Genomic DNA, 23,964 nt, shown 5'->3' with positions numbered 1-23,964 from the left:
CTAACACTTTGAATCTATGCATCGTGCTCTCCGAAAACCGATTCCGATTTTCGGGCCGATGCATGGGCCGGCGCCTTGCCGGTCAAAAGCAGGTGCGTTGCGGCGGCCACGTCCTGTTGCCGCATCAGACTCTCGCCGACGAGGAAGGTGCCAATGTCGCTTTTATCAAGCCTGCGGCAATCTTCGTGCGAGAAAATACCGCTCTCGCTGACCAGCAGGCGGTCCGCCGGCACCATCGTCGCGAGCCGCTCCGAAGTATCGAGACTGGTTTCGAACGTCCGGAGGTTGCGGTTGTTGATGCCGATCAGCCGTGACGACAGTTTCAGCGCGCGTTCCGTCTCGGCTTCGTCATGCACCTCGACCAGCGCGTCCATGCCGAGCTCGAAAGCCGTCATTTCGAGCTCCCTGGCCACGGCGTCATCGACGCTCGCCATGATGATCAGAATGGCGTCAGCGCCCCACGCACGGGCTTCGAACACCTGATAAGGCTCGAACAGAAAATCCTTGCGCAAGGCGGGCAATGTCACGGCGCTGCGCGCATCGGTGAGGAATTCAGGCGCGCCCTGGAAGGACGGCGCGTCGGTCAGCACCGAGAGGCAGGCGGCGCCACCTTTCGCATAGGCCCTGGCCAGTGCCGGCGGATCGAAATCGGCTCGGATCAGCCCCTTGGAAGGGCTCGCCTTCTTGATCTCGGCGATCAGCGCGAAGCTGCCGGATTTGCGCTTGGCTTCAAGGGCCGAGAGAAAGCCGCGCGGCGCATCGGTGTCTTTCGCCCGCGCCTTGATCTCGGCGAGCGGCACGCGCGCCTTCGCCGCCGCGATCTCGTCGCGCTTGTAGGCTTCGATCTTGCGCAGGATATCAGACACGGCTCTATCCGTTCGAAATCTCGACCAGCCGGTCGAGCACTTGCAGCGCCCGGCCGCTGTCGATGGCTTGCGCCGCCGTCGCCATGCCGTCGGCAAGCATCGTCGCCTTGCCAGCCACCACCAGTCCGGCGCCGGCGTTCATCAGCACCGTATCACGAAAGGCGCCGGCGGCGCCGCCCAGCATGTCGCGCAGCGCCTGGGCGTTATAGGCGGCGTCGCCGCCGCGCAACTCGTCCTTGGTGTGCCGCTTCAGCCCGACTGCTTCCGGGGTTAGCGTAAAGCTGCGGATCTCACCGCCGACCAGCTCGGCCACTTGGGTTTCGCCAGTGGTGGTGATTTCGTCATAGCCGTCGCCATGGGCGACCCAGGCGTGTTCGGCGCCCAATGCCTTCAGCGTCTCGGCCACCGGCATGATCCATTCCGGCAAGAAGACGCCAACCATCTGCCTGCTGACACCAGCCGGATTGGAGAGCGGGCCAAGCAGGTTGAAGATGGTGCGGGTGCCGAGCTCGACGCGGGTCGGGCCGACATGCTTCATCGCCGGATGATGCGCCGGCGCGAACATGAAGCCGACGCCTGCATCGTGGATGCAGCGGCTGATCGTTTCCGGCGGGATATCGATCTTGACGCCGAGCGCGGTCAGCACGTCGGCGGCGCCGGTCTGCGAGGACAGTCCGCGATTGCCGTGCTTGGCAACCGGCACGCCACAAGCGGCGACGACGAAGGCGGAAGCGGTCGAGATGTTGACGCTGTGCGAATTGTCGCCGCCGGTGCCGACGATGTCGATGGCGTCAGCGGGCGCATCGACACGCAGCATCTTGGCGCGCATCGTGGCGACGGCGCCGGAAATCTCGCTCACCGTCTCGCCGCGGACCCGCAGCGCCATCAGGAAGCCGCCGATCTGGCCGGGCGTAGCGTCGCCCGACATGATGATGTCGAAGGCCTCGCGCGCCTCCTCGAAGGAAAGGGCGGTGCCTGCGGCGACCTTTGCGATATGGGTCTTGAGCGCGCTCATCTGGTCAGGGCTTGGGCAACGGCTGTCTGATCGATACGAACGTCGTATTGCGTCTGCAACTGCGCCACCAACTGGTCGAGCAGGTCGTCGGACATGCCGGATGTGAAGGATTTCTGCGCGTCGTCCGGCACCGAGCTGGCGTCGGCTCCGGCAGGCTCGAAGACTTCGGCAATCTTGAACAGGATCTGTCCGTCGCCGGTGGGCGAGGGGATCAACCCGGTCCCGCCTTCGCCTTCGCCGAACATCGCTGCCGCCCCTTCCTTGCCGAAATCGACGTCGTCCGCCTCGCGCTTGACGCCGCGCTTGGTCTGCTTCTCGAGCTTGAGCTCGCTTGCGATTACATCGAGCGTGGTGCCGGCCTTGAGACGCTTTTCGAGTTCGACCGCTTTTGCGGTGAGCCGCTTGGTCGTTTCCGCCGCCGTCCAGTCGGCCACTACCTTCTGGTGGACTTCATCCAGCGTGCGGTCGCGGGCCGGCGTGATCGAATCCACCTCGTAGAACACGAAGCCGTTGCCGGCGGTGGTGAGGTCGGGATTCTCGGTGCCGGGTTCGGCGTCGAACACCGCCTTGATGAGATCCGGCGATTCCGGCAGGTCGTTGACGATGGTGCCGTCCGGCCTCTGGCCGGTGCGATCGATCGCATCGATAGTGACGACCTTCAGCTTCAGTTTTTCGGCAGCTTGCGTAAGCGTGCTGCCCGAAGCGCGCATGTCTTCGTAGTTGTCATGCACGTCCAGCAGAATGCGGCTTGCCTCGCTCAACGCCAGATCCTTGCGGATCTCGGCGGACACTTCGGCCAGCGGCTTCACCACTTCGGGCTTGATGTCGGTGACGCGCAGCAGCACCGCACCAAAGGCGCCCTGAACGACCGGGCTGATCTCGTTGGCGTTGAGCGCGAAGGCGGCGTCGGCCACCGCCTTGTCGGCAATCTTGTCCTTGGGCAGCGTGCCAAGCAGCGTGTCGGCTTGCGTCTTGCCTTCGGCGGCAACGATCTTGTCGAAGGTCGCGCCGGTCTTGAGTGAATCGAGCGCGGCCTTGGCGGCATCAGGTGTCTTGAACACGAGCTGTTCGATGGTGCGCGTTTCCGGCGTGGTGTAGCGCCCCTTGTTCTTGTTGTAGTCGTCGCTGACCTGTTGGTCGGTCACGGCACTCAGATCCATAATGTCTTGCGGCTCGAGCCTGACATAGGAGAATTTGCGGTATTCAGGCGCCGCATAGGTCTTCTTGTTTTCCTCGAAATAGGTCGAAAGCACGCTGTCGGACGGCGCTTCAATCGGCTCGACCAGCGATTTCGGTAAAGTCAGGTAGTCGATGGTGCGGTCTTCGCCACGATAGAGCGCGACCGCCTTCAAGAAGGTATCCGGGGTCTTGAGACCGTCCGAAACCGCCTCGACGATCTGCTGGCGCACAGCCACCTGGGCGCGATTCCTGAGATAGTCTTCAGGCCGCATGCCGACCTGTTGCAGTATGTATTCGAAAGTCCTTCTGTCGAAGGTGCCGCCGGGGCCCTTGAAGGCCGGGTCCTCATGCGTGAGTTGGGCCAGGCGGTCCTTGGACAGCCCAAGCCCGAGCTTGCGGGCCTGCTCATCGAGCACTGCACCCGACACGAGTTGCGCCAGCACCTGGTTGTCCAGGCCGAGCGCCGTCGCCTGCTCGCGGCTGATGCGCTGGCCGAATTGCTGCGACATCACGCTGATCTGGCGATCATAGGCGAGACGATACTCGTTGATCGATACTTTGGTGCCTCCGGCCGTGATAACCGCGTCGTGGCCTGCAAAACCACCCAGAAGCTGTCCCGAAATGCCCCAGACGGCGAAGCTCAACACCAACAATATCAGCAGCGCCTTCGCCACCCAGGTCCCCGCCGCGCTTCTCAAGATACCAAGCATGTCACTTCCGATTTTTTGCGCATTTTCGCATGCGCCGAGTCTGAAACAAGCGCAATAGCGTCCTTCCGGCCCACTGTCGATTGCTTTGTGGGCTGAGTTTGGTAGTGAGGACGCAGCCGAATGTTGCCCGGAGAAACAAATCCCATGACGCCAGGAATCCGCCCGCTGGTCGCAGGCAACTGGAAAATGAACGGCACCAGCGCCTCGCTCAACGAACTCAGGATGATCGGCAACGGCTTCATGAGTGGGCTCGATGCGGAGACCGAAGCGCTGGTCTGCGTTCCGGCGACGCTGCTTGCGCACGCCGCAGAGATTTTGTCGCGCACGCCGGTCCGGGCCGGCGGCGAGGATTGCCACACCAAGGAGAGCGGCGCCCATACCGGCTGCATTTCGGCCGAGATGCTGAAAGATGCGGGCGCCAGCCACGTCATCGTCGGTCATTCCGAACGCCGCGCCGATAACAACGAGGACGACGCGATCGTTCAGGCCAAGGCGTCCGCTGCGTGGCGGGCCGGGCTGGTGGCCATCATCTGCATCGGCGAGACGAGAGCCGAACGCGAAGCTGGCGCTACACTCGACGTGCTGTCGCGCCAGATCGCCGGCTCGGTGCCGCCCAACGCCACGGCGTCGAATACCGTCATCGCCTACGAGCCGGTATGGGCGATCGGCACGGGGCTGACGCCGACCGCCGCCGACGTTACGGAGGCGCATGCGCATATTCGCGAAAAACTGTCGGAAAAGCTTGGCAGTGCAGCGGCGAAGATGCGTATCCTCTATGGCGGCTCGGTCAAGCCGTCGAACGCCGTCGAACTGCTTGGCGTGAAAAATGTCGACGGCGCGCTGGTCGGCGGCGCCAGTCTGAAGGCGGCGGACTTTCTCGGCATCGCCGAAGCCTATCGAAATATCTCGTAGCAGCCAGATCCTGTCGGGCACCTCGGATAGGCCATGCCGCAGCGGAAATCGTTGCAAAGGGCGCATTGCTTCCCATATTCCGGCCACGGGCTTGGAAATGCCGTCAAAGCATTGTATTGAGCCGCCTCCAAATCACCGGTCGTATCCACGGCCGCGCAAGGCTTTGCCAGGATAAACTATGGAAACCGTACTAATCGTCGTCCACCTCATGGTCGTGCTCGCTCTTGTCGGTGTGGTGCTGCTGCAGCGCTCCGAAGGCGGCGGCCTCGGCATCGGCGGCGGATCGGGCTTCATGACCGCGCGCGGCGCCGCCAACGCGCTGACGCGGGCGACGGCGATCCTGGCCGCGGCTTTCTTCGCCACCTCGCTGACGCTGTCGATCATCGCCCGTTACGGCGAGAAGCCGATCGATATTCTCGATCGCGTGCCGGCGGCGAACGGCGCGGGTGGTGGCGTGCTCAACCAGTTGCCTGGCACCACGGCGCCGACGCCGCCTTCCGGCAACACGGCACCTTCCGGCAACACGGCACCAACGCCACCTTCCGGCAATGATGCCGCAGCTCCGGCTCCCGCTGCGCCGCCTGCAGCGGGTTCGACCACACCGCCGGCCACAAACGGCGTCACCCTGCCAGTAACGCCGCAGGTCCCAAACCAGTAATCGGCAGGCGTCCGGCGCCGCGATCTGTTGTTGTTTGAACACAGTCGCGGCAAATGCCGCACGATCACGACGATTCGACCGGGCACGGCACGACAGGGCGCTTGAGGCGTCTCCGCTTAATCGATTATAGATTGCGCGCGGCACTTTCGGGGTCCTTGGGGGACGCCGGGCGACGCCGTGGGCAACAAGCATTGAACGATCGGATCTTCGCCATGCAGCTTCGCAGCTTCATTTTAGCCGGCCTTTGTGCCGTGCTCAGCCTTGGTGCGCCCGCTTACGCGGCTATGCCGGCGGGCAATTCGGCCTCTAAAGCCGCAGTGACAACTGACGTCGTCAACGTCGCCGCCAAAAGCGACACGGCGCAACTAAGACTCCTCAAGAAGAAGAAAAAACCGACCTCGGACGATCTTGCCCAGATCAGCAAGCTCGAAGCCAAGATCGCGGCCGACAAGGAGGCCGCTCGAGCCAAGGCGGTCGAAGCCAGGAAGCTGGCGATGCGGGAGGCGGCCAAAGCCAAGGCCGACGCGGAACGGCAGGCATTTCTTGCCAAGAAGGGCCTTGCCAAGAAAGATAAACCTGCCCAGCTGGCCGACGCCAAGCCGGCTAAGAAGAAGACCGTCAAGATCATCGAACCGGTTCAACCCATCGCGCCGATCCAGTCGGCCGAACCAGTTTCCGCCGAGGCCATGAACGTCGCGCTGGTCCGCAACAACGGCGAATTGCGCAGCGAGCCGGTCGGACAGAAGCCGCAGAACGTCGGGCTCTTTGCCGGTCTGTTCGGCGGCACCGCCTCGTCCTCTTCGATGTCGCTGCTCCCCGAGACGCGCGCTCTTGATGCCGTACTCGCCAGGAAGGAAGCCAAGAAACAGTTCACGGTAAAGCCGGAGTTCGTGCCGCAGAGCGTGGAGTTCACCGGCTACAATCCCGGCACCATCGTCATCGATACGAGCGCGCGCCGCCTCTATCTCGTCGAGTCCTCGTCGACGGCCCGCCGCTACGCCATCGCCGTCGGCCGTGACGGCCTGCAGTTCAAGGGCACGGTCGCGGTCGGCGATAAGCAGGAATGGCCGCGCTGGATCCCGACGCTCGACATGCAGAAGCGCGAACCGAAGAATTATGGCCGGTACAAGGACGGCATGCCCGGCGGCGGCGACAATCCGCTCGGCGCGCGCGCCATCTATCTCTACGAAGGCAAGAAGGACACGCATCTGCGCATTCACGGCACCATCGCGCCGCAGTCGATCGGAACGAGCGCCTCCAATGGCTGCTTCCGCATGATCAACGAGCACGTCATGGACCTTTACCGCAGGGTGAAAGTCGGCACCAAGGTCGTCATCATCTGACGTATTAACCCATACTGCCGAAAGGGCCGGCCTCGCCGGCCCTTTTGTTTTGCTCATCCATCACCACAGCGCCTTCTTGGGAAAAAGCCTTCGCGGCGGTTTTTTCTCTGGCGGAATCAATTCGGCCGCGTTAAGCGATGACTCCCATGGCGCGATATGTATTCATCACAGGCGGCGTGGTCTCCTCACTCGGAAAAGGCATCGCCGCAGCGGCCCTTGGGGCCCTCTTGCAGGCGCGAGGCTATCGCGCGCGCATAAAGAAGCTCGATCCCTATCTCAACGTCGATCCCGGCACGATGTCGCCATACCAGCATGGCGAAGTCTTCGTGACCGACGACGGCGCCGAGACCGATCTCGATCTTGGCCATTATGAGCGCTTCACCGGTCGCTCGGCCAACCAGCAGGACAACATCACCACCGGCCGTATCTACAAGAACATCATCGAGCGGGAGCGGCGCGGCGACTATCTCGGCGCCACGGTGCAGGTCATTCCGCACGTTACCGACGAGATCAAGAATTTCGTCCTCAACGGCAATGACGATTACGACTTCGTCCTGTGCGAGATCGGCGGCACCGTCGGCGACATCGAGGCGATGCCGTTCCTGGAGGCGATTCGCCAGCTCGGTAACGACCTGCCGCGCAACAACGCCGTCTATGTGCATCTGACGCTTATGCCCTACATCCCGACGGCGGGCGAATTGAAGACCAAGCCGACCCAGCATTCGGTCAAGGAATTGCGCGGCATCGGCATCGCGCCCGACATCCTGCTGGTCCGCGCCGACCGTCCCATCCCTAGGGAAGAGCGCCGTAAACTGTCGCTGTTCTGCAACGTGCGCGAAAGTGCAGTCATCCAGGCACTCGACGTGCCGCACATCTACGACGTGCCGATGGCCTATCACAATGAAGGGTTGGATTCGGAAGTGCTGGCCGCTTTCGGCATAGATCCGGCGCCGAAGCCGCGTATGGAGCCCTGGCAAGCGGTGTCGAAGCGCATCCACAATCCGGAAGGCGAGGTGACCATCGCCGTCGTCGGCAAATACACCGGTCTCAAGGACGCTTACAAATCGCTGATCGAGGCGCTGTCGCATGGCGGTCTTGCCAACCGCGTCAAGGTCAAGCTCGACTGGATCGAGAGCGAAATATTCGAGAAGGAGGATCCTGCGCCGTGGCTGGAGAAGGTCCATGGCATTCTGGTCCCCGGCGGCTTTGGCGAGCGCGGCGCGGAAGGCAAGATCTTGGCGGCGAAGTTCGCCCGCGAGCGAAAAGTGCCGTATTTCGGCATCTGCTTCGGCATGCAGATGGCCTGCATCGAGGCAGCGCGTTCGCTGGCCGGCGTCGAGCATGCCTCGTCGACCGAATTCGGCCCGACCGAGGAACCGGTCGTCGGCCTGATGACCGAATGGCTGAAAGGCAACATGCTGGAGAAGCGCAGGGAAACCGGCGACCTCGGCGGCACCATGCGGCTCGGCGCCTATCAGGCGGACCTCGCCAAGGGCTCGAAAATCGCCGACATCTATGGTGACACGCAGATTTCCGAGCGTCACCGCCACCGCTATGAGGTCAATGTCGACTACAAGGAGCGGCTCGAGGATTGCGGCCTGGTCTTTGCCGGCATGTCGCCGGACGGCGTCCTGCCGGAGACGGTCGAATATCCAGACCATCCCTGGTTCATCGGCGTGCAGTACCACCCCGAACTAAAAAGCCGGCCACTCGACCCGCATCCACTGTTTGCCAGCTTCATCGAAGCGGCAGTGGAACAGTCGCGATTGGTCTAGGCCTGCCGCCCGGCTGCCGTGCAAACCTATGTCGCTCTGCTTTACAGCATCGTCCTGGGCGAGGGACGCCGGGTCGTCATGTCCGATCTCAGGGCTATGGCGCAAGGCCTGGGGCTGAGCAACCCGCGCACGCTGGTGGCGACCGGCAATCTGGTCTTCGAGGCGCAAGAAACGGAAATTGCAGTGCTGGAAGGGCGGCTCGAAGCAGCGTTCGAGGCAACCTTCGGCCGCCATGTCGATATCATCGTGCGCTGCGCAAATGACTGGTTGATGCTTGCGGCCGGCAATCCGTTTCCCGCCGAATCGGCTGCCGCCGCGGACCAGGTGGCGGTGCGCGTAATGCGCAAGCCCGTTCCGGCGGAAGCCGTCGCGGCGCTGGACGCCTATGTCGGCAAGGATGAAAAGATGCGGGCGGTCAGCGGCGACATCTGGGTCGTCTTTTCCCGCGAAACGCCAAGTTCGCGATTGCTTGCGGCGGCAAGCCATAAACGTCTCGGTGTCGGCACGTCGCGCAACTGGAACACAGTCCGCAAATTGGCGGAGATGGTTGGCGGATAGGCGCTTTCCCTTCTCCCCTCGTGGGAGAAGGTGTCGCCGAAGGCGACGGATGAGGGGTGTTCCAGGGAACGCCAACGTCTCACTCCGCTGGAACACCCCTCAACCGTCTCGGCGCTGCGCGCCGATCCACCTTCTCCCACAAGGGGAGAAGGCAGAAACCGCTCAGGCCTTTGCCATCCTGGCCCTGGCGCCCAGTGCCATCGTACGCAGCACGTAATAGATGGCGCCGGCGATGGCCACGCCGAAGAACCAGCCATAGACGCCCCACCACGACGGCAGCCAGTTGGTGAAGTTCGGCAGGACCGAGGAGAAGATCGCGCCGATACCGGCGGCGACGAAGGCGTTGACGTGCCAGCCGCCCTGGAAGCGGAACTCGCCGTCTTCCCTGTAGAGGGCCTCAACGTCGACCTCGCCCTTCCGGATCAGGTAATAGTCGACCATCATGACACCGAAGATCGGCCCCATCGTCGCACCGATGATGTTGACGAAGGAAGCGGCGCTGCCTTCCCATGGCGCGAAGGGATAGAGCACCAGCGCGATCAACGCCGCGATATAGCCGCCCTTCTTGAAGTCGATCTGCCGTGGAAAGACGTTGGAAAAATCGAATGCCGGCGACACGAAGTTTGCCACCACGTTGATGCCGAGCGTCGCCACGGCGAAGGTCAAGGCGGCGAGCGCCGCCAGGAACCAGCTGTCGAACTTGGCCGATATCTGGTCTGGATGCAGCAGCACCTCGCCATAGACGTCGAAGGCGGCAATCGTGGTAACGCCGGCGACCAGCGAGAACAGGATAAGGTTGACCGGCAGGCCCCAGATATTGCCCTTGCGCAGCGACGCCTTGTCCGGCGCATAGCGGGCGAAATCGCAGAAGTTGAGATAGAGCGCCGAGAAATAGGTCACCCAGATCGCCGCCACCGCGAACAGCGAGGTCCATGAGCCCGGCGTGCCGGGCACGCCAGCGTCCTTGGTCTTGTCGAGCAGCACGTCCATCGGGATGTCGCTGGTGAAGGCAAAAGTCCCGGATTTGACGCAGAGATAGATCGCCAGGATCAGCATCATCACCCATACCGCCGGTCCGGCCCAGTCCTGGAAGCGGCGCACCGTTTCCATGCCTTTCTGGATGATCAGCAGCTGCAGTGCCCAGATCACCGCGAAGCAGATCACCTCCAGGCCCGTGTGCCCGAGGAAATGCGTGTTCTGGTTGAAATCGGCGAACCACTGCGATCGGATCAGCAACGCCACGATCGCGCCGGACGCGGCCGCCGTCTGCGCGCCGTACCAGAAGCAGGCGACGATGGCGCGCACCAGCGCTGGTATGTTGGCGCCCCAGATGCCGAAGGATGCGCGGGCAAGCACGGGGTAGGGCACTCCGGTCTTCACGCCGGCATAGCCGACCATGTTCATCAGCACGTAGATGATCAGCGAACCGATGCCGATGGCGATGATGAAGTTGACGAAGCCACCGCAGAACAGGAACAGGCTTGCCGCCAGATAGTAGCCCCAGAGACTGTGGACGTCCGACGTCCAGACGTTGAAGATCGAGAACGGTCCCCAGTTTCGAACCTTCGCCGGAGCGAGATCTTCGTTGTATAGGTCGGGTGATGCGCCTTGTATGGTCATTGCGATGTCCTCCCCTTGGTTGCCACGCGTTGACTACGCAGGTTAAGCCTGACGCTGGAGAACCGGCAACCGATTGATTTGCCGGCTTTGACCTTAAAGATATTCAATGAGAATCGCGCTTATCGGCGCTGCGCAACGGTTCGTCGCATGTTTGTCATGTTTGGTGATTCGATTTCGGTCGAACGATGTGAGAGACTTCATTTTAGCCCGACCTCTTTTTTCACCGGGCTCTGTTTGCCGGAATCCAAATGGCCAGCCGTGAGTTTAAAGGTTCGATCAAGCACATAGCGATCGACCGGGAGGAAACGATGGATCGCCTGCAATTCTTTACGCCTGTGCGGATTTCGCGCGGGCAGGAAAGCCCTGTCGAAGAAATTTATAGCGTAGCCGAAGCGATGGGGTTCTTGCGTAAATGGCCAATAGGCCGTCGGGGGCCAGTCTACCAATGCGCGGTGAATTGCTGCTCCGCGGCTCTGGCGGGCCGGATGTCGGCAGAGCAAGCAAGGAAGGCCTTTGCCGGCTTCGCCCGCATCACGCGCTTGCTCGACGACGATATGGCGCTGCCGATGGGCGGCGAAAATATTGATAGCGTGCATGCGCTAAGGCGATGAACCTTCACATTTGCGCCCCGCCGTGAACGTGGCCTACGGCAAAGTCACAGCACCTCAACCGAGGCAGCGAACAGGTAGCCAGCGCCCCGCTCGGTGACAACGAGCTTCGGCTCGCTCGGGTTGACCTCGAGCTTGCGGCGCAGTCGCAGTATTTGCACGTCGATACTGCGGTCAAACACCTCTTCGTCGTGAATCCTGCTGGCAGCGAGAAGCTGCTCGCGGCTCAGGATCTGCTGCGGCGATTGCAGGAACGCTGCCAGCAGGTTGAACTCCCCCGCGGTCAGCGGCGTTGTTTCGCCCGCGGGCGATTTCAGGCGCCGCATCCGCATGTCGAGCTCCCAGCCGGCAAAGCGGTAGCGTTTGTGCTTCTTGCCCCGCGAATTCTGGCGCGTTGACCCCGATCGCCGCAGCACGGCGCGAACGCGCGCAAGCAGTTCCCTGAGGCTGAAGGGCTTGGTGATGTAGTCGTCGGCTCCGAGTTCCAATCCAACGACGCGATCCACTTCGTCGCGCCTGTGGCCGGTGATAATGATGATGGGAGCTTCCGGCGGACTGCCGAGTTGCCGCATGATTTCAAACCCGTCCTCATCGGCAAGCCGCATGTCGAGGATCATCAGGTCTACCGGTCTTTCATTGAGGACACGCGACATGGACCGGCTGTCGGTGACAGCGCTGACCCTGAAGTTCTCGCTCTCCAGGTAATTGGTGAGCATTTCGCGGATTTCGGGGTCGTCATCGACGACAAGAATATGCTTCGGCGTCACTGCCTGTTCGATTCTGCCTTTCGACTGCTCTTTGTAGCGAGTGTTCTGTTCGACTGACATCTCAGACCGTCCGCACGTATGGAACCCATGACCCGAGCCGTTGCTTTATTAGACTTACCGTTGATTTTCGGCGATTTGTTGGTAAGCGCCGATGATCTTCGTGATCGGATACCACAGGCTCACTCGATGGCGCATGAGCAGATTGGTAAGGTTCGTGCGGGGCTTTTTGTTCCGCTTTGCCTGGCAGCGGCGGCACCATTTGCGTTGGCCTTGGTTAATCAGCCGGCCCCTCCGATCGGCGAGCCGATTGCTCCGATAGTGGGCATTGGTCCTTCCGACCAGGCGAAGATCGCACTTGGCGAGAGCCTGTTCAACGATGTCCGGCTGTCACATGACGATGTCATCGCCTGCAGCGGCTGCCACAGGCTCGATCTCAGCGGCGACGACGGCAGGGCTCGTTCCACGGCGGCGGATGGCGAGCCGCTCGACTTCAACACGCCGACGGTCTTCAACGCAACGCTCGATTTCCGGCTGAACTGGCGTGGCAATTTCCGCACTCTCGAGGAGCAGAACGAGGCAGCCTTGCTCGATGACAGGCTGATGAACACGAGCTGGGAGGAATTGCTGCCGAAATTGCGCTCCGATCCGGACTATTCGCGGCGATTCGCAGACGTCTACGGCGCCGCCCCCGGCCAGGCGGAAGTGCTCGACGCCCTAGCCATCTTTCAACGCTCGCTGATCACGCCCAACGCCCGTTTCGACCGCTATCTCAAGGGCGAGCGCGGCGCCATCACGGCGGACGAGGAACATGGCTATCAGCTGTTCAAGGCGTATGGCTGCATCGCTTGCCATCAAGGCGCCAATGTAGGAGGCAATTTGTTTCAGAAGTTCGGCATCTTCCAGGATCCCTTCGCCGGCCAGAAGACCTTGAGCCAGGCGGATCTCGGCCGTTTCGCCATTACAGGTGCCGAGAGCGACCGCCATGTGTTCCGCGTTCCCAGCCTGCGCAACGTCGCGGTGACGGCGCCGTATTTTCACGACGGCCGTACCGCATCGCTTGGACAGGCAGTGAGGATCATGGCGCGGAACCAGCTCGGCAGGGAGATCGACCAGCGCGATGCCGATCTTATCGTCGAATTCCTCGGGACGCTGACGGGCGAGTATCGCGGCCAGCCGTTGACCAGCGCAGCCGATCGTCTGCAGCAATGAAGTCGCTACGCGTCCTGGCGCCGGTCGTCGCCTGCCTGCTCATCGTCCTGACCTATTTCCTGGTGCAGGGCGCGGCTCCTGATGCCGCGCGCCACGAACGCACGCTCGATGCTCTCAGGACCGTCATCCTCTATAACGCCGCCCTCCAGCGCGATGTGTTGCGGGCACGCACGGGACTGCTGCGCAGCTACGATCCGCTTGTGCGGTCGATCGAGAACCTGAACGCTGCGACGCAGACGCTGCCAGCCGCCCGGGACATCGCCAGCGGCGGAGTTCGGGCGGAGATCGACCGGGGGATCGCCGATGTCGCCGCCGCGGTGCGCGACGAGGAAACGCTTGTCGAGGCGTTCAAGTCGGACAACGCGCTGCTGCAGAACTCGCTGAACTATTTCAACTACATGAGCGGTCGGCTTACGAGCGAGGGTGACGGCCTTCGAGCGGTCGAGATCGGAGCCCTGATGATCACAATGTCGCGGTTCATCAGCGATCCCCAACCGGAGGCGGCAAGGGCAGTGACCGCTGCGCTCGACCGGCTGGCCAAGTCGTCCGTCGATGCCGTGCAGCCAAGCGACGTCCACTCGCTCGTCTCCCACGGCCGGCTTATCGTCACCAGGCTTCCGGCGGTCGACGACCTCGTCGCCCGCCTACAGACTGCGCCAACGAGCGAACTGGCCCGCGCGCTGCAGGACCTTTATCTCGATGCGCATGGGCGCGCTGCGGCGCGGGCCGCGCGGTTTCAGACGCTGCTCTACATCGCCGCGTTGGTTCTCGTGTGCTATGTGGTCTATCTGTTCGCCCGGCTGCGCCACAATGCGCGGATCCTGCGCGAGCGGCTGGAATTCGAGGGTCTGATCGCCTCGATCTCCACCCAGTTCATCAATCTGCCGCGCGACCGCATCCGGGCCGGCATCAGCAAGGGCCTCGCGCGCCTGGTGGAACATGCCGGGCTCGACGGCGCCCAGATTATCGTCAGCCGCACACAAGATGCGGAATCTTCCGGAGGCTACTTCTATCGCCGTCCGAGCGGGAACACGCCGGCCCGCCTGTCGAAAGACATGATCGAGCTCGCTTCACGCTGGACGCTGGCGGGCCACGAGCGGCAAGGCTGCATCGACGTTCCCCGCGTCGGCGAGCTTCCTGAAGGGCGGGAGAAGGCATGCCTGCAGGCGCACCAGTTTCAATCCTGGCTGTGCATACCGATGTCGCATGCCGGCGAGCGGCTAGGTTTTCTGGCTCTCGATACCGTCACGCACGAAAAGCGTTGGACCGACGACGACATCGCCCTGCTGCGCACCGCCGCCGAGATTTTCGCCAATGCCATCGCGCGCGAGCACAATGAACGTGAACGCGAGGCGCTGCAGGCGCGGCTCAACCAGTCGCAGCGGCTGGAAGCAATCGGGATACTCGCCGGTGGCATAGCGCACGAGTTCAACAACATCCTCGGCGCCGTCCTCGGCTATGGCGAGATGGCGCTGGCGGTGCTGCTGAAGGAGTCTCGCGCGCGGCGCTACGTCCAGCAGATCATGAAGGCCGGCCGGCGGGCGCAGGACGTCACGGAGCAGATCCTTGCCTTCGGCCGTCGCCGCGAGCGGCAGCACCACGCGCTGCGGGCGCAGCCCGTGGTTGCGGAGGCGGTCGACCTGCTGCGCGCCTCGTTCCCGGCCACACTTTCAGTGGAGACGCATCTTGCAGGCGCGGATGCCGCGATGATGGGCGATCCGACCGAACTTCAGCAGGTGGTGATGAACCTCGGCACCAACGCGGCGCAGGCGATGAACAACCGCGGCGTATTGGAGGTCGCTCTCAACACGACGGAACTCGTGGAGGCGCGGATGCTTTCGCACGGAAACCTGCCGGCCGGCCGCCATCTCCGCCTCGCCGTCAGGGACAACGGCAGCGGCATGGATCAGGCGACGCTCGAGCGTATTTTCGAGCCGTTCTTCACGACCAAGCCGGCGGGGCAAGGCACCGGGCTCGGCCTGTCGACGGTGCACGGCATCGTCGCGGCGCATAGAGGCGCGGTGGACGTGAAGAGCCAACTTGGCGAAGGCACGATCTTCGAGGTCTATTTTCCGCAGATCGAATCCGCTGCGACCGATGCGGACGAGGACGAGGGTGAGGGCGCCGAGGTTCCGATCCAGCATGGCAATGGCGAGACGATCCTGGTCGTGGACGACGATACGCCGCTGATGCAACTTGCCGAGGAGATGCTCGCCGCGCTTGGCTACGAGCCCGTCGGGTTCGACCGAAGCCCTGCGGCTCTCAATGCATTCCGCACCGATCCGGAGCGCTTCGACCTGGTGCTGACGGACGAGGTCATGCCTGACATGACAGGCATCGAGTTCTCCGGCCAGTTGCATGAGATCCGGTCGGACCTTCCAATTGTCCTGATGACCGGTTACGGCCGCCCGCTCCGATCGCGTCAACTGACGGCAGCCGGCATAAGCGAAGTCATCAAGAAGCCGCTGCTGCCGGCCGCCATTGCAAAATGCCTCGCCCGCCATCTGCAGTCAGGCTGATCAGGGTCGGGTGGGTTTCTTCGTTACAGACGTAACCAAAAGTCCCCCTGGCTGAAATCAACCCGTAGCCGGGCTGTTCGATGTTTCTCCTGCGCCCAAACCATGATCCCTGAAAAATGGAAACCGGTTTTCGGAAAAGATCATGGTCTCGTCGGCGTCAAATGGCAGCAAACCGGAGAAGCTGATGATACGACGGGCTCTCATCGGAATTGCCGCCCTTGGGCTGGGCGGAGTGCTCACAGTCGCGATGCTCGACCGAAATGGGCTGGGTTCGGCGACAGCGGCCGACTCGATCGAGCACGGTCGATACCTGGTGAAAATTGGCGGCTGTAACGACTGCCACACGCCAGGGTACTTGGAGAAGGCCGGCAACGTCCCCGAGGATCGATGGCTGATCGGCGGCTCTCTCGGCTTCAATGGGCCGTGGGGCACGACTTATCCAACCAATCTTCGCTACCTTTTGCGCACCATGGACGAGGACGACTGGGTACAGTTAGCGCGTACAATCGAGACGCGCCCCCCTATGCCGTGGTTCAACCTGCGTGCCATGACCGAGGCCGACCTGCGCGCCATACACCGATATGTGCTTTCGCTGCCGGCAGACGATACGCCGGTTCCAGACTATGTGCCGCCCGATCGTCCGCCGAAGACACCGCACATTGTGTTCGTACCGCAGGCTCCGAAGTCATAGGCGCATCCTGAGGCCCGGCGGAGGGTTCTCCGCCTCTGCGGTACGTCAGACACGGCCGCGTGTTTCAGTCGTAACGCAATTCCCGATTCCGGAAATCACCTTGTAGCACTGATCTCCGATCGTGACGGTCCAGATCAGGCGGCCATATGGCAGCCGAGGGCCAGATAATCGGGAGTCAAATCCAGATAATCATGGAGTCAAATGATGTACAATCTGCTTGCCGAACACGCGCCGAAGATCGATCGCGATCAGAGCACCACGGATCCGCGTCCCTATGCCTTGGGTTACACGGAGGGTGAATTCAAGCGCCTGGAGCTGCAGGGAGCGCTCATTCACGACCTTACGGAGCATGTCCTGCGCAGCGCGGGGATAGGACCAGGCATGCGCGTGCTCGACATCGGCTGCGGCGTCGGCGACGTCTCCTTGCTGGCCGGGAAGCTGGTCGGACCGACCGGAAGGGTGCTCGGCGTCGATCGCTCGGCAGAGGCTGTAGACGTTGCCGAGCGGCGCGCCACCGAATCCGGCCAGTGTTACTGGACACGCTTCACTGTGGGCGAGCTTGATAAATTCTCGCCCGACGAGACCTTCGATGCGGTGATCGGCAGGCTGGTCCTGATGTATCTGCCCGACCCGGCTGCAACCCTGCGCAGGCTTGCCGGGTTTGTTCGGCCGGGCGGCCTCATCGCCTTCCAGGAAATGGCGATGCCGCTCGCCCGCAGTTTTCCAGAGGCGCCGCTGTTCAGCAAATGCCGCGGCTGGATCATCGAGACGATCGAGCGGGCGGGTTTCGAGGTCGACATGGGTGGCAGGCTGCCCATGGTTTTCGCCGGCGCAGGGCTGCCTGCGCCGCAGCTGAATTCCGCCGGCCTCGCCGGCAGCGGGCCTGACTCGCCGATCTACGACTATATCGCGGGCACCTTGCGTAGCCTGCTGCCGATGGCCGAGGCCGTCGGTGCCGCGACCGCTGCCGAAATGAAGGTCGACACGCTCGCCGAGCGACTGCGCAACGAGGCTGTCGAACAGCAGATGTGCATCATGCTGCCGCCCTTTGTCGGCGCATGGACAAATACGCCGGGATAACGAACCAAAGAGAGATATCGGATGCTCGACACTGCCATCAGCGAGCGCGCGGCGCATCTCGTCGACCCTCGCAATGTCGAGACGCTCGACGTGCTGGGCCCTGTGGTCCAGTTTCTTACATCGCCGCGCGACGGCGAGCCTTGCGTCATGCGCGGCACCATCCCGCCGGGTGTTACCGTGCCGCTGCACAGCCACGCCGACCCGGAGACCTTCATCCAGATTTCCGGCGAGATCGAAGGGCTTTCGCAGTCGCAGAAAGGCTTCGTCTGGGTATCGATCCGGCCGGGCGACATTTTCCATGTGCCGGGCGGGGCGAAGCACGCCTTTCGAAACCTGTCGACTGAGGCGGCCGTGATGATCCTCGTCAGCACGTCAAGGATAGGCCGGTTCTTCCGGGAAGTCGGAAAGCCGATCGCCGGGGAAAGCAGGCATTCGGATCCTCCCTCAGCCGAAGCGGTCCAGCATTTCCTGAAGACCGCCGCGGCATACGGCTACTGGAACGCGACGCCGGAAGAGAATGCGAGTGTAGGTCTTTCACTGACGTGATTTGAACAGCATCGGCAAAGCCCTCTCCACGGCAGTACGAGGAGGCGCTGGGTCGGGGTGGGTCCGGATCTACCGAAGCGGTGAATTGCTGCTCCGCGGCCTGGCGGGCTCGGCGGCTCACGGGCCTGCTTCGAGGAAAGCCCGGGCAAACCCAGGTTGCGCCGCTTCTATCGTTCCATCGGGTAGCTTCAAAAGCCGGTCAATTGCGACGCCATAGAGCCGCAGCCGGTCGTCGAGCAGCCGCGCCGCTTCGTCGATATTGCCCTGCTCGGCCTTCAGCAAGGCGCGGTGCATCACATCCCGAAAGATCAGCCGCAGCTGCAAAAACATCTCGGCGAAAGCATCCGGATCGGGCACGTCGAAGATGCCTTCCTCGCTCCCTTTCCTAAGCAGATTGGTGATTATCGGCATTGCCAATTCCCTGGCCGCCTGGTCGACCCGATGGAAGAGGGCAAGGTTTTCGGGCCGGAACAGGACGAAAATTGTTTTGCGCAGTTGCGGAGCAAGCTCGACGTTCAGCCGTCGCGAGCCGGCAAAGAGCGCATTGAGCCGGCCAAGCCCATCAAGTGACGGATCGTTGAGCACGGGTTGCAACTCGGTGAAACTGTCGCGCGCGAGACGTGCGGCGAGTGCCTCTAGCAGCGCCTCTTTCGACGCGAAATAGTGGTAGAACGCGCCTTTCGACAGGCCGGCCTCGCGGATGATGTCGTTCACCGTCGTGCTGTCGTAGCCTTGCTCGAAGAACAGCCGCTGGGCACAGTCGAGGAGCTCGGCGGATCGTATCTCCGGCGGCTTTATCACTCGGGGCAAAATCGACCTCGCAAAGTACAGGTTGGGGCAAGAGGAGCACGAACCGTATCTTTATGCAATCTTTATAGACCGACGGTCGGTCTAGTGCTATGTCTGCTATCGCCCTACGTTCGGATTCGATGATGGAGGGAGAGTTTCTTGCGACGGCTACGCTGGACTGTTGGCATCGTTTTTGTCGCGGCGGCTGCCGCTGTCGGCGCTTGGTATCTGTGGCAGCCGGCCAAGGTTTCGGTCGTGACGCCACAACGCGGCGACGCGGCGGAAATCGTTTACGCGAGTGGCTCCGTCGAGCCGCAAACCTGGGCCAAGGTCACTCCCGTGGTCCGCGAGAGGATCGTCGAGCAATGTAATTGCGAGGGGTCGAGGGTTGCACAAGGCGACGTGCTCGCCAAGCTCGACGACAGCGAAGCCCGGGCCGTGCTTGGCGAGCTCGAAGCGCGCCAGGCGCTTGCCCAGGAAGAGCTTCGGCGGCTGACGGTGCTTGCTGAAAGGCGTGCGGCGAGCCAGCAGGCGCTCGATCGTGCGCAGAGCGAGCTCGGCCAGATCGAGGCGCTGGTTGCCGGACAGAAAGCGCGACTCGACACCTACGTCTTACGTGCGCCGAGCGCCGGTGTCGTGCTCAGGCAGGACGGCGAGGTGGGTGAAGTCGCCGAGCTCGGCACGGTGTTGTTCTGGGTCGGCGAGCCCAAGCCACTCCTGGTGGTCGCCGAGGTCAACGAGGAGGACATACCCCGGGTCGAGGTCGGCCAGCGCGCGCTGCTTAAATCCGATGCGTTTCTCAGGCAGAACCTGGAAGCGGTGGTCGACAGCATCACGCCCAAGGGCGATCCGGTGACGAAGACCTATCGCGTCCGTTTCCGCCTGCCGGACGACACGCCGCTTCGTATAGGCATGTCGACCGACGTGAACATCGTCATCCGCGTTGCGAAAAATGCCCTGTTGATCCCGTCCGCTGCGATGGATGGGAACAAGGTGTTCGTAGTCGAAGGCGACAAGGCCTCGCGGCGTGAAATCCGAACGGGCATTCGCGGCACCAATGGCGTCGAGGTTCTGTCGGGTGCCGACGGGAAGGTTGGTGTCGACGAGAAGGCTCGCGTCATCTCGCCCTATCCCGCCGATCTGGCCGATGGAGGGCGCGTAAGCATCACCGCCGCTCAGGAGAGATAAAGCTACGATGCCGCTCATCTTCGACATCGCCATCACGCATATCGCCGGCCGCGGTCGCCAGACGCTGGTTGCCGTGATCGGCGTTGCGGTCGGTGTCGGATTCTCCATCGCCATGGCGGCGCTGATGCAGGGCGGGCAGGACGATTTCGTCAGGCAGCTCGTCGACACGATGCCGCATGTCGACATCACCGACGAGCAGCGCACCGCTCGCCGACAGCCAGCCGAGGATGCCTTCGCGACAGTTGCGATCTCCGGGCTCAGGCCGCGCGACGATCGCCGCGGCATCATCAATCCGACCGCCGCAACCTCCTGGCTCGAGAGCTGGCTTCCCGGCCGGTTCGCGGCAAGCCTCAAAGCGCAAGGGGTGATCCGCTATTCCAGCCGCGAAGTGGGCGCGGCGATCATTGGGATCGAACCGGAGCGCGAGTCCGGCGTGTCGCCGATCGTCGGAGACTTCGTCGAAGGCAGCTTTTCGGCACTTGCCGCGGGCGGCAATAACGTGCTCATCGGCGACACGATGGCGAGCCGACTCGGCGCCGGGTTCGGCGACACGATAACGGCGGTCTCCTCCGAAGGGCTGACGCGCAACTTCAAGATCGCTGGCCTGTTCCACACCGGCACCACCGCGCGCGACGAAGGTGAGGCCTATGTGCTGCTGAAGAACGCGCAGATCCTCTCCGCGCGGCCGAACGCCATCAACGAGATCCGCATCAAGCTCGACGATCCCAACCGCGCTCCGGCGGTGGCGCACCGTGCCGAGGCCGAACTGGGCTACAAAGCCGTGGCGTGGCAGGAGGCGAATGAATCGATCCTCGAAGCGCTCGTCGTGCGCAACGTCATCATGTACACCGTCGTCGGCGCGATCATGCTGGTCGCTGGCTTCGGCATCTACAACATCATCTCCACGATCACGCATGAGAAGGCGCGCGATATCGCCATCATGAAATCGCTTGGCTTCCCGGAGTCCGACATGCGCCGGCTCTTTCTGCTGGAAGGCGTGGCCATCGGTGCTGCCGGCTCCGTGCTCGGCGCGCTGCTCGGCTTCTCCATGACCTATGCGCTGTCGCTGGTGCGCTTCGAGATCGCCGCGACCGGCCAGGAGATGACCCGGCTACCGATCGCCTGGAGCTTGATGCACTACGTCATCGCGTCGGCTTTCGCGCTGGGCTCGGCGGCAGTGGCCGGCTACCTGCCGGCGCGCCGTGCGGCGCGCCTGAACCCTGTCGAGATCATCAGAGGCGCGTCATGAGCGCACTCATCGAGGCCGAGAAACTGACGCGCGTGTTGCCTGAGACGGTTCCCGTCACGCTGGTCAAGGACATCACGCTCGCGATCGACGAGAGAGAATTCGTCGCCGTCACCGGTCCCTCCGGCTCCGGCAAATCCTCATTGCTCTATCTGCTCGGGCTGCTCGACCGGCCGACCGCTGGGACGTTGAGAATAGGCGGCCGCGACACCGAGCCGATGAATGAAAGGGAGCGCGCGCGGACCAGGCTTTCGATGTTGGGCTTCGTGTTCCAGTTTCATTTTCTGCTGCCGGAGTTCACGGCGCGCGAAAATGTCGAAATCCCAATGCGCAAGCTGGGCCGACTGGCGCGGCCCGAGATGCGCGAACGGGCAGGGGAGCTGCTTTCATCCCTCGGGCTCGGCGAGCATCTCGACAAGCGGCCTGACCAGCTCTCTGGCGGCCAGCGTCAGCGGGTCGCGGTGGCGCGCTCGCTCGCCAACGACCCGCCGCTTATCCTGGCCGATGAGCCGACGGGGAGCCTCGACAGCAAGAGCTCCGAGCAGGTTTTTGCAATCCTGGAGAATCTGGTGCGCGAGCGCGGCAAGACCGTCGTGGCGGTTACGCATGATCTCGACATGGCGGCGCGCATGGATCGCCGCATTCACATCGTGGACGGGAAGATCGGCTGATCAGCTTCTTCGGTTGCCGGGGCCATGGGGCAGGGCGCGTTTGATGCGATCGAGGGCATCTTTTCCGACAGCTTCGGCGCCGGCGTCAGCGAAGGATCGTCACGACACCGCCTTTCTTGCCCGCTCGAATATGGGAATGACGTTGTTGTTGTTCGATGGTCGCTCGCCGTTACCCATCACCCGGTCGAGGTCGCCGCGCTTGCGAAGGCGGGCCGCATCCAGAAGCATGCTGCCGGCCCAGCGATAGACATTGTTGTCGCGGACCATCTCACGCATGGGTCGCATGCGCTCGCGCTGTTCCTCCGGCGTCATGGTCAGCGCCTGCAGCAGCACCTCGCTCGTCATAGCCGTATCGTACGGATTGACGATCAATGCCTCCAGAAGCTCGCGCGAAGCGCCGGCAAAGGTGCTGAGCAACAACACACCCTGTTCGTCGTCGCGCGCTGCCACGAATTCCTTGGCCACCAAGTTCATGCCGTCATGCAGGCTGGTGACCATGCATATGTCGGCGGCGCGATAGATCTCGTAGACCTGTTCCTGCGCGTGATGTTTGTCTATCATCAGGACAGGACTGTAATCCTCGCTGCCGTAGCGCTGGTTGATATCTTCGACATAGCGACGGCATTCATCATGGAGTTGCCTGTAAGCCGGGAGCGTGCCCCGGCTGGGTGCCGCGATCTGAAGCAGAACCAGTTTCCCGACCCATTCGGGATGTCTCGTGAACAATTCTTCCAGCGCCCGGAAACGGTCGAGAATGCCCTTCGTGTAGTCGAGACGTTCGACGCCGACGCACAGTTTGACATCCGCTTTCAGTCCGAACCTCTCGCGCAGGCGGGTGCGGCATTCTTCGACCTCGGGCAGTTTCGCCAAAAGTTCGGCCGGCCATTCTATGGAGATGGGATAGGCGTGCACCAGCGTCGTCTGTCCGCCGTAGGAGATCGCCGCATCGGCCCGTTCTATACGGCTTTCCAGGAAGCGATCGACGCTTTCGGCGAAATTATTGGCATGGAACTGGGTATGAAAGCCGATGATGGAGCTGCCGAGCAGGCCTTCCAGGACCCGTTCACGCCAAGGGCAGATGCTGTACACTTCCGGGTTGGGCCACGGGATATGCCAGAAAGTGATAACGATCGCCTCGGGCAGGCGCTCGCGGATCATGCGCGGCAAGAGCGCGAAATGGTAGTCCTGGACCAGCACAATCGGCCGCGCGTTGCGCGCTTCGGCAACCACCGTATCAGCGAACTTCCGGTTGACGGACTCATAGGCCTCCCAATCCGACGCGCGGAAAATCGGGCGGGTGAAGGCGATATGGCAAAGCGGCCACAGACCTTCATTGGCGAAGCCCAGATAGTAGCCCTTGTATTCTTGCTCTGTCAGCCAGACCCTGCGCAGCGCGTAGGACGGATTGCCAGGCGGCACCTCAACCCGGTCGTTCTTGTCGACCATGAGACGGTCCGCTGTTCCGCCGCCGTAGGCGATCCAGGTGCCGGCACAGGCGCGGGTGATCGGCTCGAGCGCGGAAACCAGCCCGCTGGCCGGTACCAAGAGCTCGACGCCATCATCCCCGATGTTGTGGATGTAGGGCTCGCGGTTGGATACCACGATCACCTGCGTTTCCGGCAGATCGTCGGCCAGAATCTTGCGCAAGGTGTCGGGTGACCATGTGATCAGCGCTGCATCGGCCGCGTGTCCGTTCTTTTCAAATTCTCGCAGCACTTTGCGAGCCGCTTCCGAAGCCACGTCCTCGCCTGAAGCGTATGCGACAGCTGGCGTGTGGCTGTGGCGTCGTTGGAATGCCGAGAATACCACGGCAACAGCGGAAAGGCCGAGGCTTGCAAGGATCAGAAGCAAGAGAGCCTCTATGCCATAGTCTGACATTGGAACAGCGTTTTCCCTTTGGCCGGTCGGTGGCCATTTTTCTTTGTTTTTCGAAGCCGGCCACTGGTGACGTGCCGCTGTGCGCCGGCATGATTTGCAACGCACGGATGGGCCATCGGTTCCGGTAGTTGGAGCG

General features: G+C 62.6%; 21 protein-coding genes. 14 read left to right on the top strand and 7 right to left on the bottom strand.

Annotation, left to right across the window (positions count from 1 at the left end; all coding sequences use genetic code 11):
• Window positions 1-14 precede the first annotated feature (14 nt).
• The 3 genes from trpC to CIT25_RS14520 are packed head-to-tail and all read right to left on the bottom strand — an operon-like array spanning window position 15 to window position 3,770.
• Window positions 15-866: an indole-3-glycerol phosphate synthase TrpC gene (gene trpC / locus CIT25_RS14530; RefSeq protein WP_095485237.1), complete on the bottom strand. Its 852-nt coding sequence runs from the start codon at window positions 864-866 to the stop codon at window positions 15-17.
• 4 nt (window positions 867-870) lie between these two features.
• Window positions 871-1,881, bottom strand: a complete 1,011-nt coding sequence (gene trpD / locus CIT25_RS14525; RefSeq protein ID WP_095485236.1) for an anthranilate phosphoribosyltransferase — start codon at window positions 1,879-1,881, stop codon at window positions 871-873.
• Window positions 1,878-3,770, bottom strand: a complete 1,893-nt coding sequence (locus CIT25_RS14520) for a SurA N-terminal domain-containing protein (RefSeq protein ID WP_095485235.1) — start codon at window positions 3,768-3,770, stop codon at window positions 1,878-1,880. The genes trpD and CIT25_RS14520 overlap by 4 nt, the downstream gene beginning before the upstream one ends.
• Before the next feature lie 144 nt (window positions 3,771-3,914).
• Here CIT25_RS14520 and tpiA point away from each other — a divergent pair, with 144 nt between their 5' ends.
• The 5 genes from tpiA to CIT25_RS14495 all read left to right on the top strand — a co-directional run bounded on the left by tpiA (window position 3,915) and on the right by CIT25_RS14495 (window position 9,016).
• Window positions 3,915-4,682, top strand: coding sequence for a triose-phosphate isomerase (gene tpiA, locus CIT25_RS14515; RefSeq protein WP_095485234.1), 768 nt, complete (start codon window positions 3,915-3,917; stop codon window positions 4,680-4,682).
• Between the two features lie 178 nt (window positions 4,683-4,860).
• The gene (gene secG / locus CIT25_RS14510; RefSeq protein WP_095485233.1) at window positions 4,861-5,340 is read left to right on the top strand and encodes a preprotein translocase subunit SecG; all 480 of its coding nucleotides are present in this window, start codon (window positions 4,861-4,863) and stop codon (window positions 5,338-5,340) included.
• A gap of 212 nt (window positions 5,341-5,552) precedes the next feature.
• Window positions 5,553-6,683, top strand: a complete 1,131-nt coding sequence (locus CIT25_RS14505) for a L,D-transpeptidase (protein ID WP_095485557.1) — start codon at window positions 5,553-5,555, stop codon at window positions 6,681-6,683.
• Window positions 6,684-6,820: 137 nt separating this feature from the next.
• Entirely contained in the window at window positions 6,821-8,458 is a 1,638-nt protein-coding gene (locus CIT25_RS14500) for a CTP synthase (RefSeq protein ID WP_095485232.1), read from the top strand.
• A gap of 18 nt (window positions 8,459-8,476) precedes the next feature.
• A complete protein-coding gene (locus CIT25_RS14495) occupies window positions 8,477-9,016 on the top strand; it encodes a DUF1697 domain-containing protein (protein ID WP_095485231.1) in 540 nt (179 codons plus the stop codon).
• Between the two features lie 162 nt (window positions 9,017-9,178).
• On the opposite strand, the gene CIT25_RS14490 is transcribed toward CIT25_RS14495, so the two are convergent.
• On the bottom strand, window positions 9,179-10,636 hold the full coding sequence (locus CIT25_RS14490) for an NCS1 family nucleobase:cation symporter-1 (protein WP_095485230.1): 1,458 nt from the start codon (window positions 10,634-10,636) through the stop codon (window positions 9,179-9,181).
• 308 nt (window positions 10,637-10,944) lie between these two features.
• Between CIT25_RS14490 and CIT25_RS14485 the strand changes: the two genes are divergently transcribed.
• Window positions 10,945-11,247, top strand: a complete 303-nt coding sequence (locus CIT25_RS14485) for a DUF982 domain-containing protein (protein WP_095485556.1) — start codon at window positions 10,945-10,947, stop codon at window positions 11,245-11,247.
• Window positions 11,248-11,291: 44 nt separating this feature from the next.
• On the opposite strand, the gene CIT25_RS14480 is transcribed toward CIT25_RS14485, so the two are convergent.
• On the bottom strand, window positions 11,292-12,071 hold the full coding sequence (locus CIT25_RS14480) for a response regulator (RefSeq protein WP_095485229.1): 780 nt from the start codon (window positions 12,069-12,071) through the stop codon (window positions 11,292-11,294).
• A 258-nt stretch (window positions 12,072-12,329) separates the two neighbouring features.
• Here CIT25_RS14480 and CIT25_RS14475 point away from each other — a divergent pair, with 258 nt between their 5' ends.
• The 5 genes from CIT25_RS14475 (at window position 12,330) to CIT25_RS14455 (ending at window position 18,056) form a co-directional block, all read left to right on the top strand.
• On the top strand, window positions 12,330-13,220 hold the full coding sequence (locus CIT25_RS14475; RefSeq protein WP_158302555.1) for a cytochrome-c peroxidase: 891 nt from the start codon (window positions 12,330-12,332) through the stop codon (window positions 13,218-13,220).
• The gene (locus CIT25_RS14470; protein ID WP_095485227.1) at window positions 13,217-15,739 is read left to right on the top strand and encodes a two-component system VirA-like sensor kinase; all 2,523 of its coding nucleotides are present in this window, start codon (window positions 13,217-13,219) and stop codon (window positions 15,737-15,739) included. The genes CIT25_RS14475 and CIT25_RS14470 overlap by 4 nt, the downstream gene beginning before the upstream one ends.
• 142 nt (window positions 15,740-15,881) lie before the next feature.
• The gene (locus tag CIT25_RS14465) at window positions 15,882-16,430 is read left to right on the top strand and encodes a cytochrome c (protein ID WP_095485226.1); all 549 of its coding nucleotides are present in this window, start codon (window positions 15,882-15,884) and stop codon (window positions 16,428-16,430) included.
• A 204-nt stretch (window positions 16,431-16,634) separates the two neighbouring features.
• Window positions 16,635-17,510, top strand: a complete 876-nt coding sequence (locus tag CIT25_RS14460; protein WP_158302554.1) for a class I SAM-dependent methyltransferase — start codon at window positions 16,635-16,637, stop codon at window positions 17,508-17,510.
• Window positions 17,511-17,531: 21 nt separating this feature from the next.
• Entirely contained in the window at window positions 17,532-18,056 is a 525-nt protein-coding gene (locus tag CIT25_RS14455; RefSeq protein ID WP_095485224.1) for a cupin domain-containing protein, read from the top strand.
• A 117-nt stretch (window positions 18,057-18,173) separates the two neighbouring features.
• On the opposite strand, the gene CIT25_RS14450 is transcribed toward CIT25_RS14455, so the two are convergent.
• The gene (locus tag CIT25_RS14450; protein WP_245329868.1) at window positions 18,174-18,857 is read right to left on the bottom strand and encodes a TetR/AcrR family transcriptional regulator; all 684 of its coding nucleotides are present in this window, start codon (window positions 18,855-18,857) and stop codon (window positions 18,174-18,176) included.
• Between the two features lie 147 nt (window positions 18,858-19,004).
• On the opposite strand from CIT25_RS14450, the gene CIT25_RS14445 reads away from it, so the two are divergent.
• From CIT25_RS14445 to CIT25_RS14435, 3 genes are read left to right on the top strand one after another with little or no spacing between them, the layout of a single operon-like run.
• A complete protein-coding gene (locus CIT25_RS14445) occupies window positions 19,005-20,033 on the top strand; it encodes an efflux RND transporter periplasmic adaptor subunit (protein WP_095485222.1) in 1,029 nt (342 codons plus the stop codon).
• A gap of 7 nt (window positions 20,034-20,040) precedes the next feature.
• Entirely contained in the window at window positions 20,041-21,282 is a 1,242-nt protein-coding gene (locus CIT25_RS14440; protein WP_095485221.1) for an ABC transporter permease, read from the top strand.
• Entirely contained in the window at window positions 21,279-21,950 is a 672-nt protein-coding gene (locus CIT25_RS14435; protein ID WP_095485220.1) for an ABC transporter ATP-binding protein, read from the top strand. Before CIT25_RS14440 ends, CIT25_RS14435 begins: the two co-directional genes overlap by 4 nt.
• A gap of 99 nt (window positions 21,951-22,049) precedes the next feature.
• Here CIT25_RS14435 and CIT25_RS14430 read toward each other — a convergent pair whose 3' ends face one another.
• Window positions 22,050-23,828: an alpha,alpha-trehalose-phosphate synthase (UDP-forming) gene (locus CIT25_RS14430; protein ID WP_095485219.1), complete on the bottom strand. Its 1,779-nt coding sequence runs from the start codon at window positions 23,826-23,828 to the stop codon at window positions 22,050-22,052.
• Between the last annotated feature and the right edge of the window lie 136 nt (window positions 23,829-23,964).

It is taken from the genome of Mesorhizobium mediterraneum (assembly GCF_002284565.1).
GTDB lineage: Bacteria > Pseudomonadota > Alphaproteobacteria > Rhizobiales > Rhizobiaceae > Mesorhizobium > Mesorhizobium mediterraneum.
This window is presented reverse-complemented; position numbering and strand designations above follow the sequence as displayed.

Bases quoted from the DNA above. Each gene is read 5' to 3' on its own strand.
- trpD (WP_095485236.1), bottom strand. From the start codon at position 1,881: ATGAGCGCGCTCAAGACCCATATCGCAAAGGTCGCCGCAGGCACCGCC.
- CIT25_RS14520 (WP_095485235.1), bottom strand. From the start codon at position 3,770: ATGCTTGGTATCTTGAGAAGCGCGGCGGGGACCTGGGTGGCGAAGGCG.
- tpiA (WP_095485234.1), top strand. From the start codon at position 3,915: ATGACGCCAGGAATCCGCCCGCTGGTCGCAGGCAACTGGAAAATGAAC.
- secG (WP_095485233.1), top strand. From the start codon at position 4,861: ATGGAAACCGTACTAATCGTCGTCCACCTCATGGTCGTGCTCGCTCTT.
- CIT25_RS14505 (WP_095485557.1), top strand. From the start codon at position 5,553: ATGCAGCTTCGCAGCTTCATTTTAGCCGGCCTTTGTGCCGTGCTCAGC.
- CIT25_RS14500 (WP_095485232.1), top strand. From the start codon at position 6,821: ATGACTCCCATGGCGCGATATGTATTCATCACAGGCGGCGTGGTCTCC.
- CIT25_RS14490 (WP_095485230.1), bottom strand. From the start codon at position 10,636: ATGACCATACAAGGCGCATCACCCGACCTATACAACGAAGATCTCGCT.
- CIT25_RS14485 (WP_095485556.1), top strand. From the start codon at position 10,945: ATGGATCGCCTGCAATTCTTTACGCCTGTGCGGATTTCGCGCGGGCAG.
- CIT25_RS14480 (WP_095485229.1), bottom strand. From the start codon at position 12,071: ATGTCAGTCGAACAGAACACTCGCTACAAAGAGCAGTCGAAAGGCAGA.
- CIT25_RS14470 (WP_095485227.1), top strand. From the start codon at position 13,217: ATGAAGTCGCTACGCGTCCTGGCGCCGGTCGTCGCCTGCCTGCTCATC.
- CIT25_RS14465 (WP_095485226.1), top strand. From the start codon at position 15,882: ATGGTCTCGTCGGCGTCAAATGGCAGCAAACCGGAGAAGCTGATGATA.
- CIT25_RS14460 (WP_158302554.1), top strand. From the start codon at position 16,635: ATGTACAATCTGCTTGCCGAACACGCGCCGAAGATCGATCGCGATCAG.
- CIT25_RS14455 (WP_095485224.1), top strand. From the start codon at position 17,532: ATGCTCGACACTGCCATCAGCGAGCGCGCGGCGCATCTCGTCGACCCT.
- CIT25_RS14440 (WP_095485221.1), top strand. From the start codon at position 20,041: ATGCCGCTCATCTTCGACATCGCCATCACGCATATCGCCGGCCGCGGT.
- CIT25_RS14435 (WP_095485220.1), top strand. From the start codon at position 21,279: ATGAGCGCACTCATCGAGGCCGAGAAACTGACGCGCGTGTTGCCTGAG.
- CIT25_RS14430 (WP_095485219.1), bottom strand. From the start codon at position 23,828: ATGTCAGACTATGGCATAGAGGCTCTCTTGCTTCTGATCCTTGCAAGC.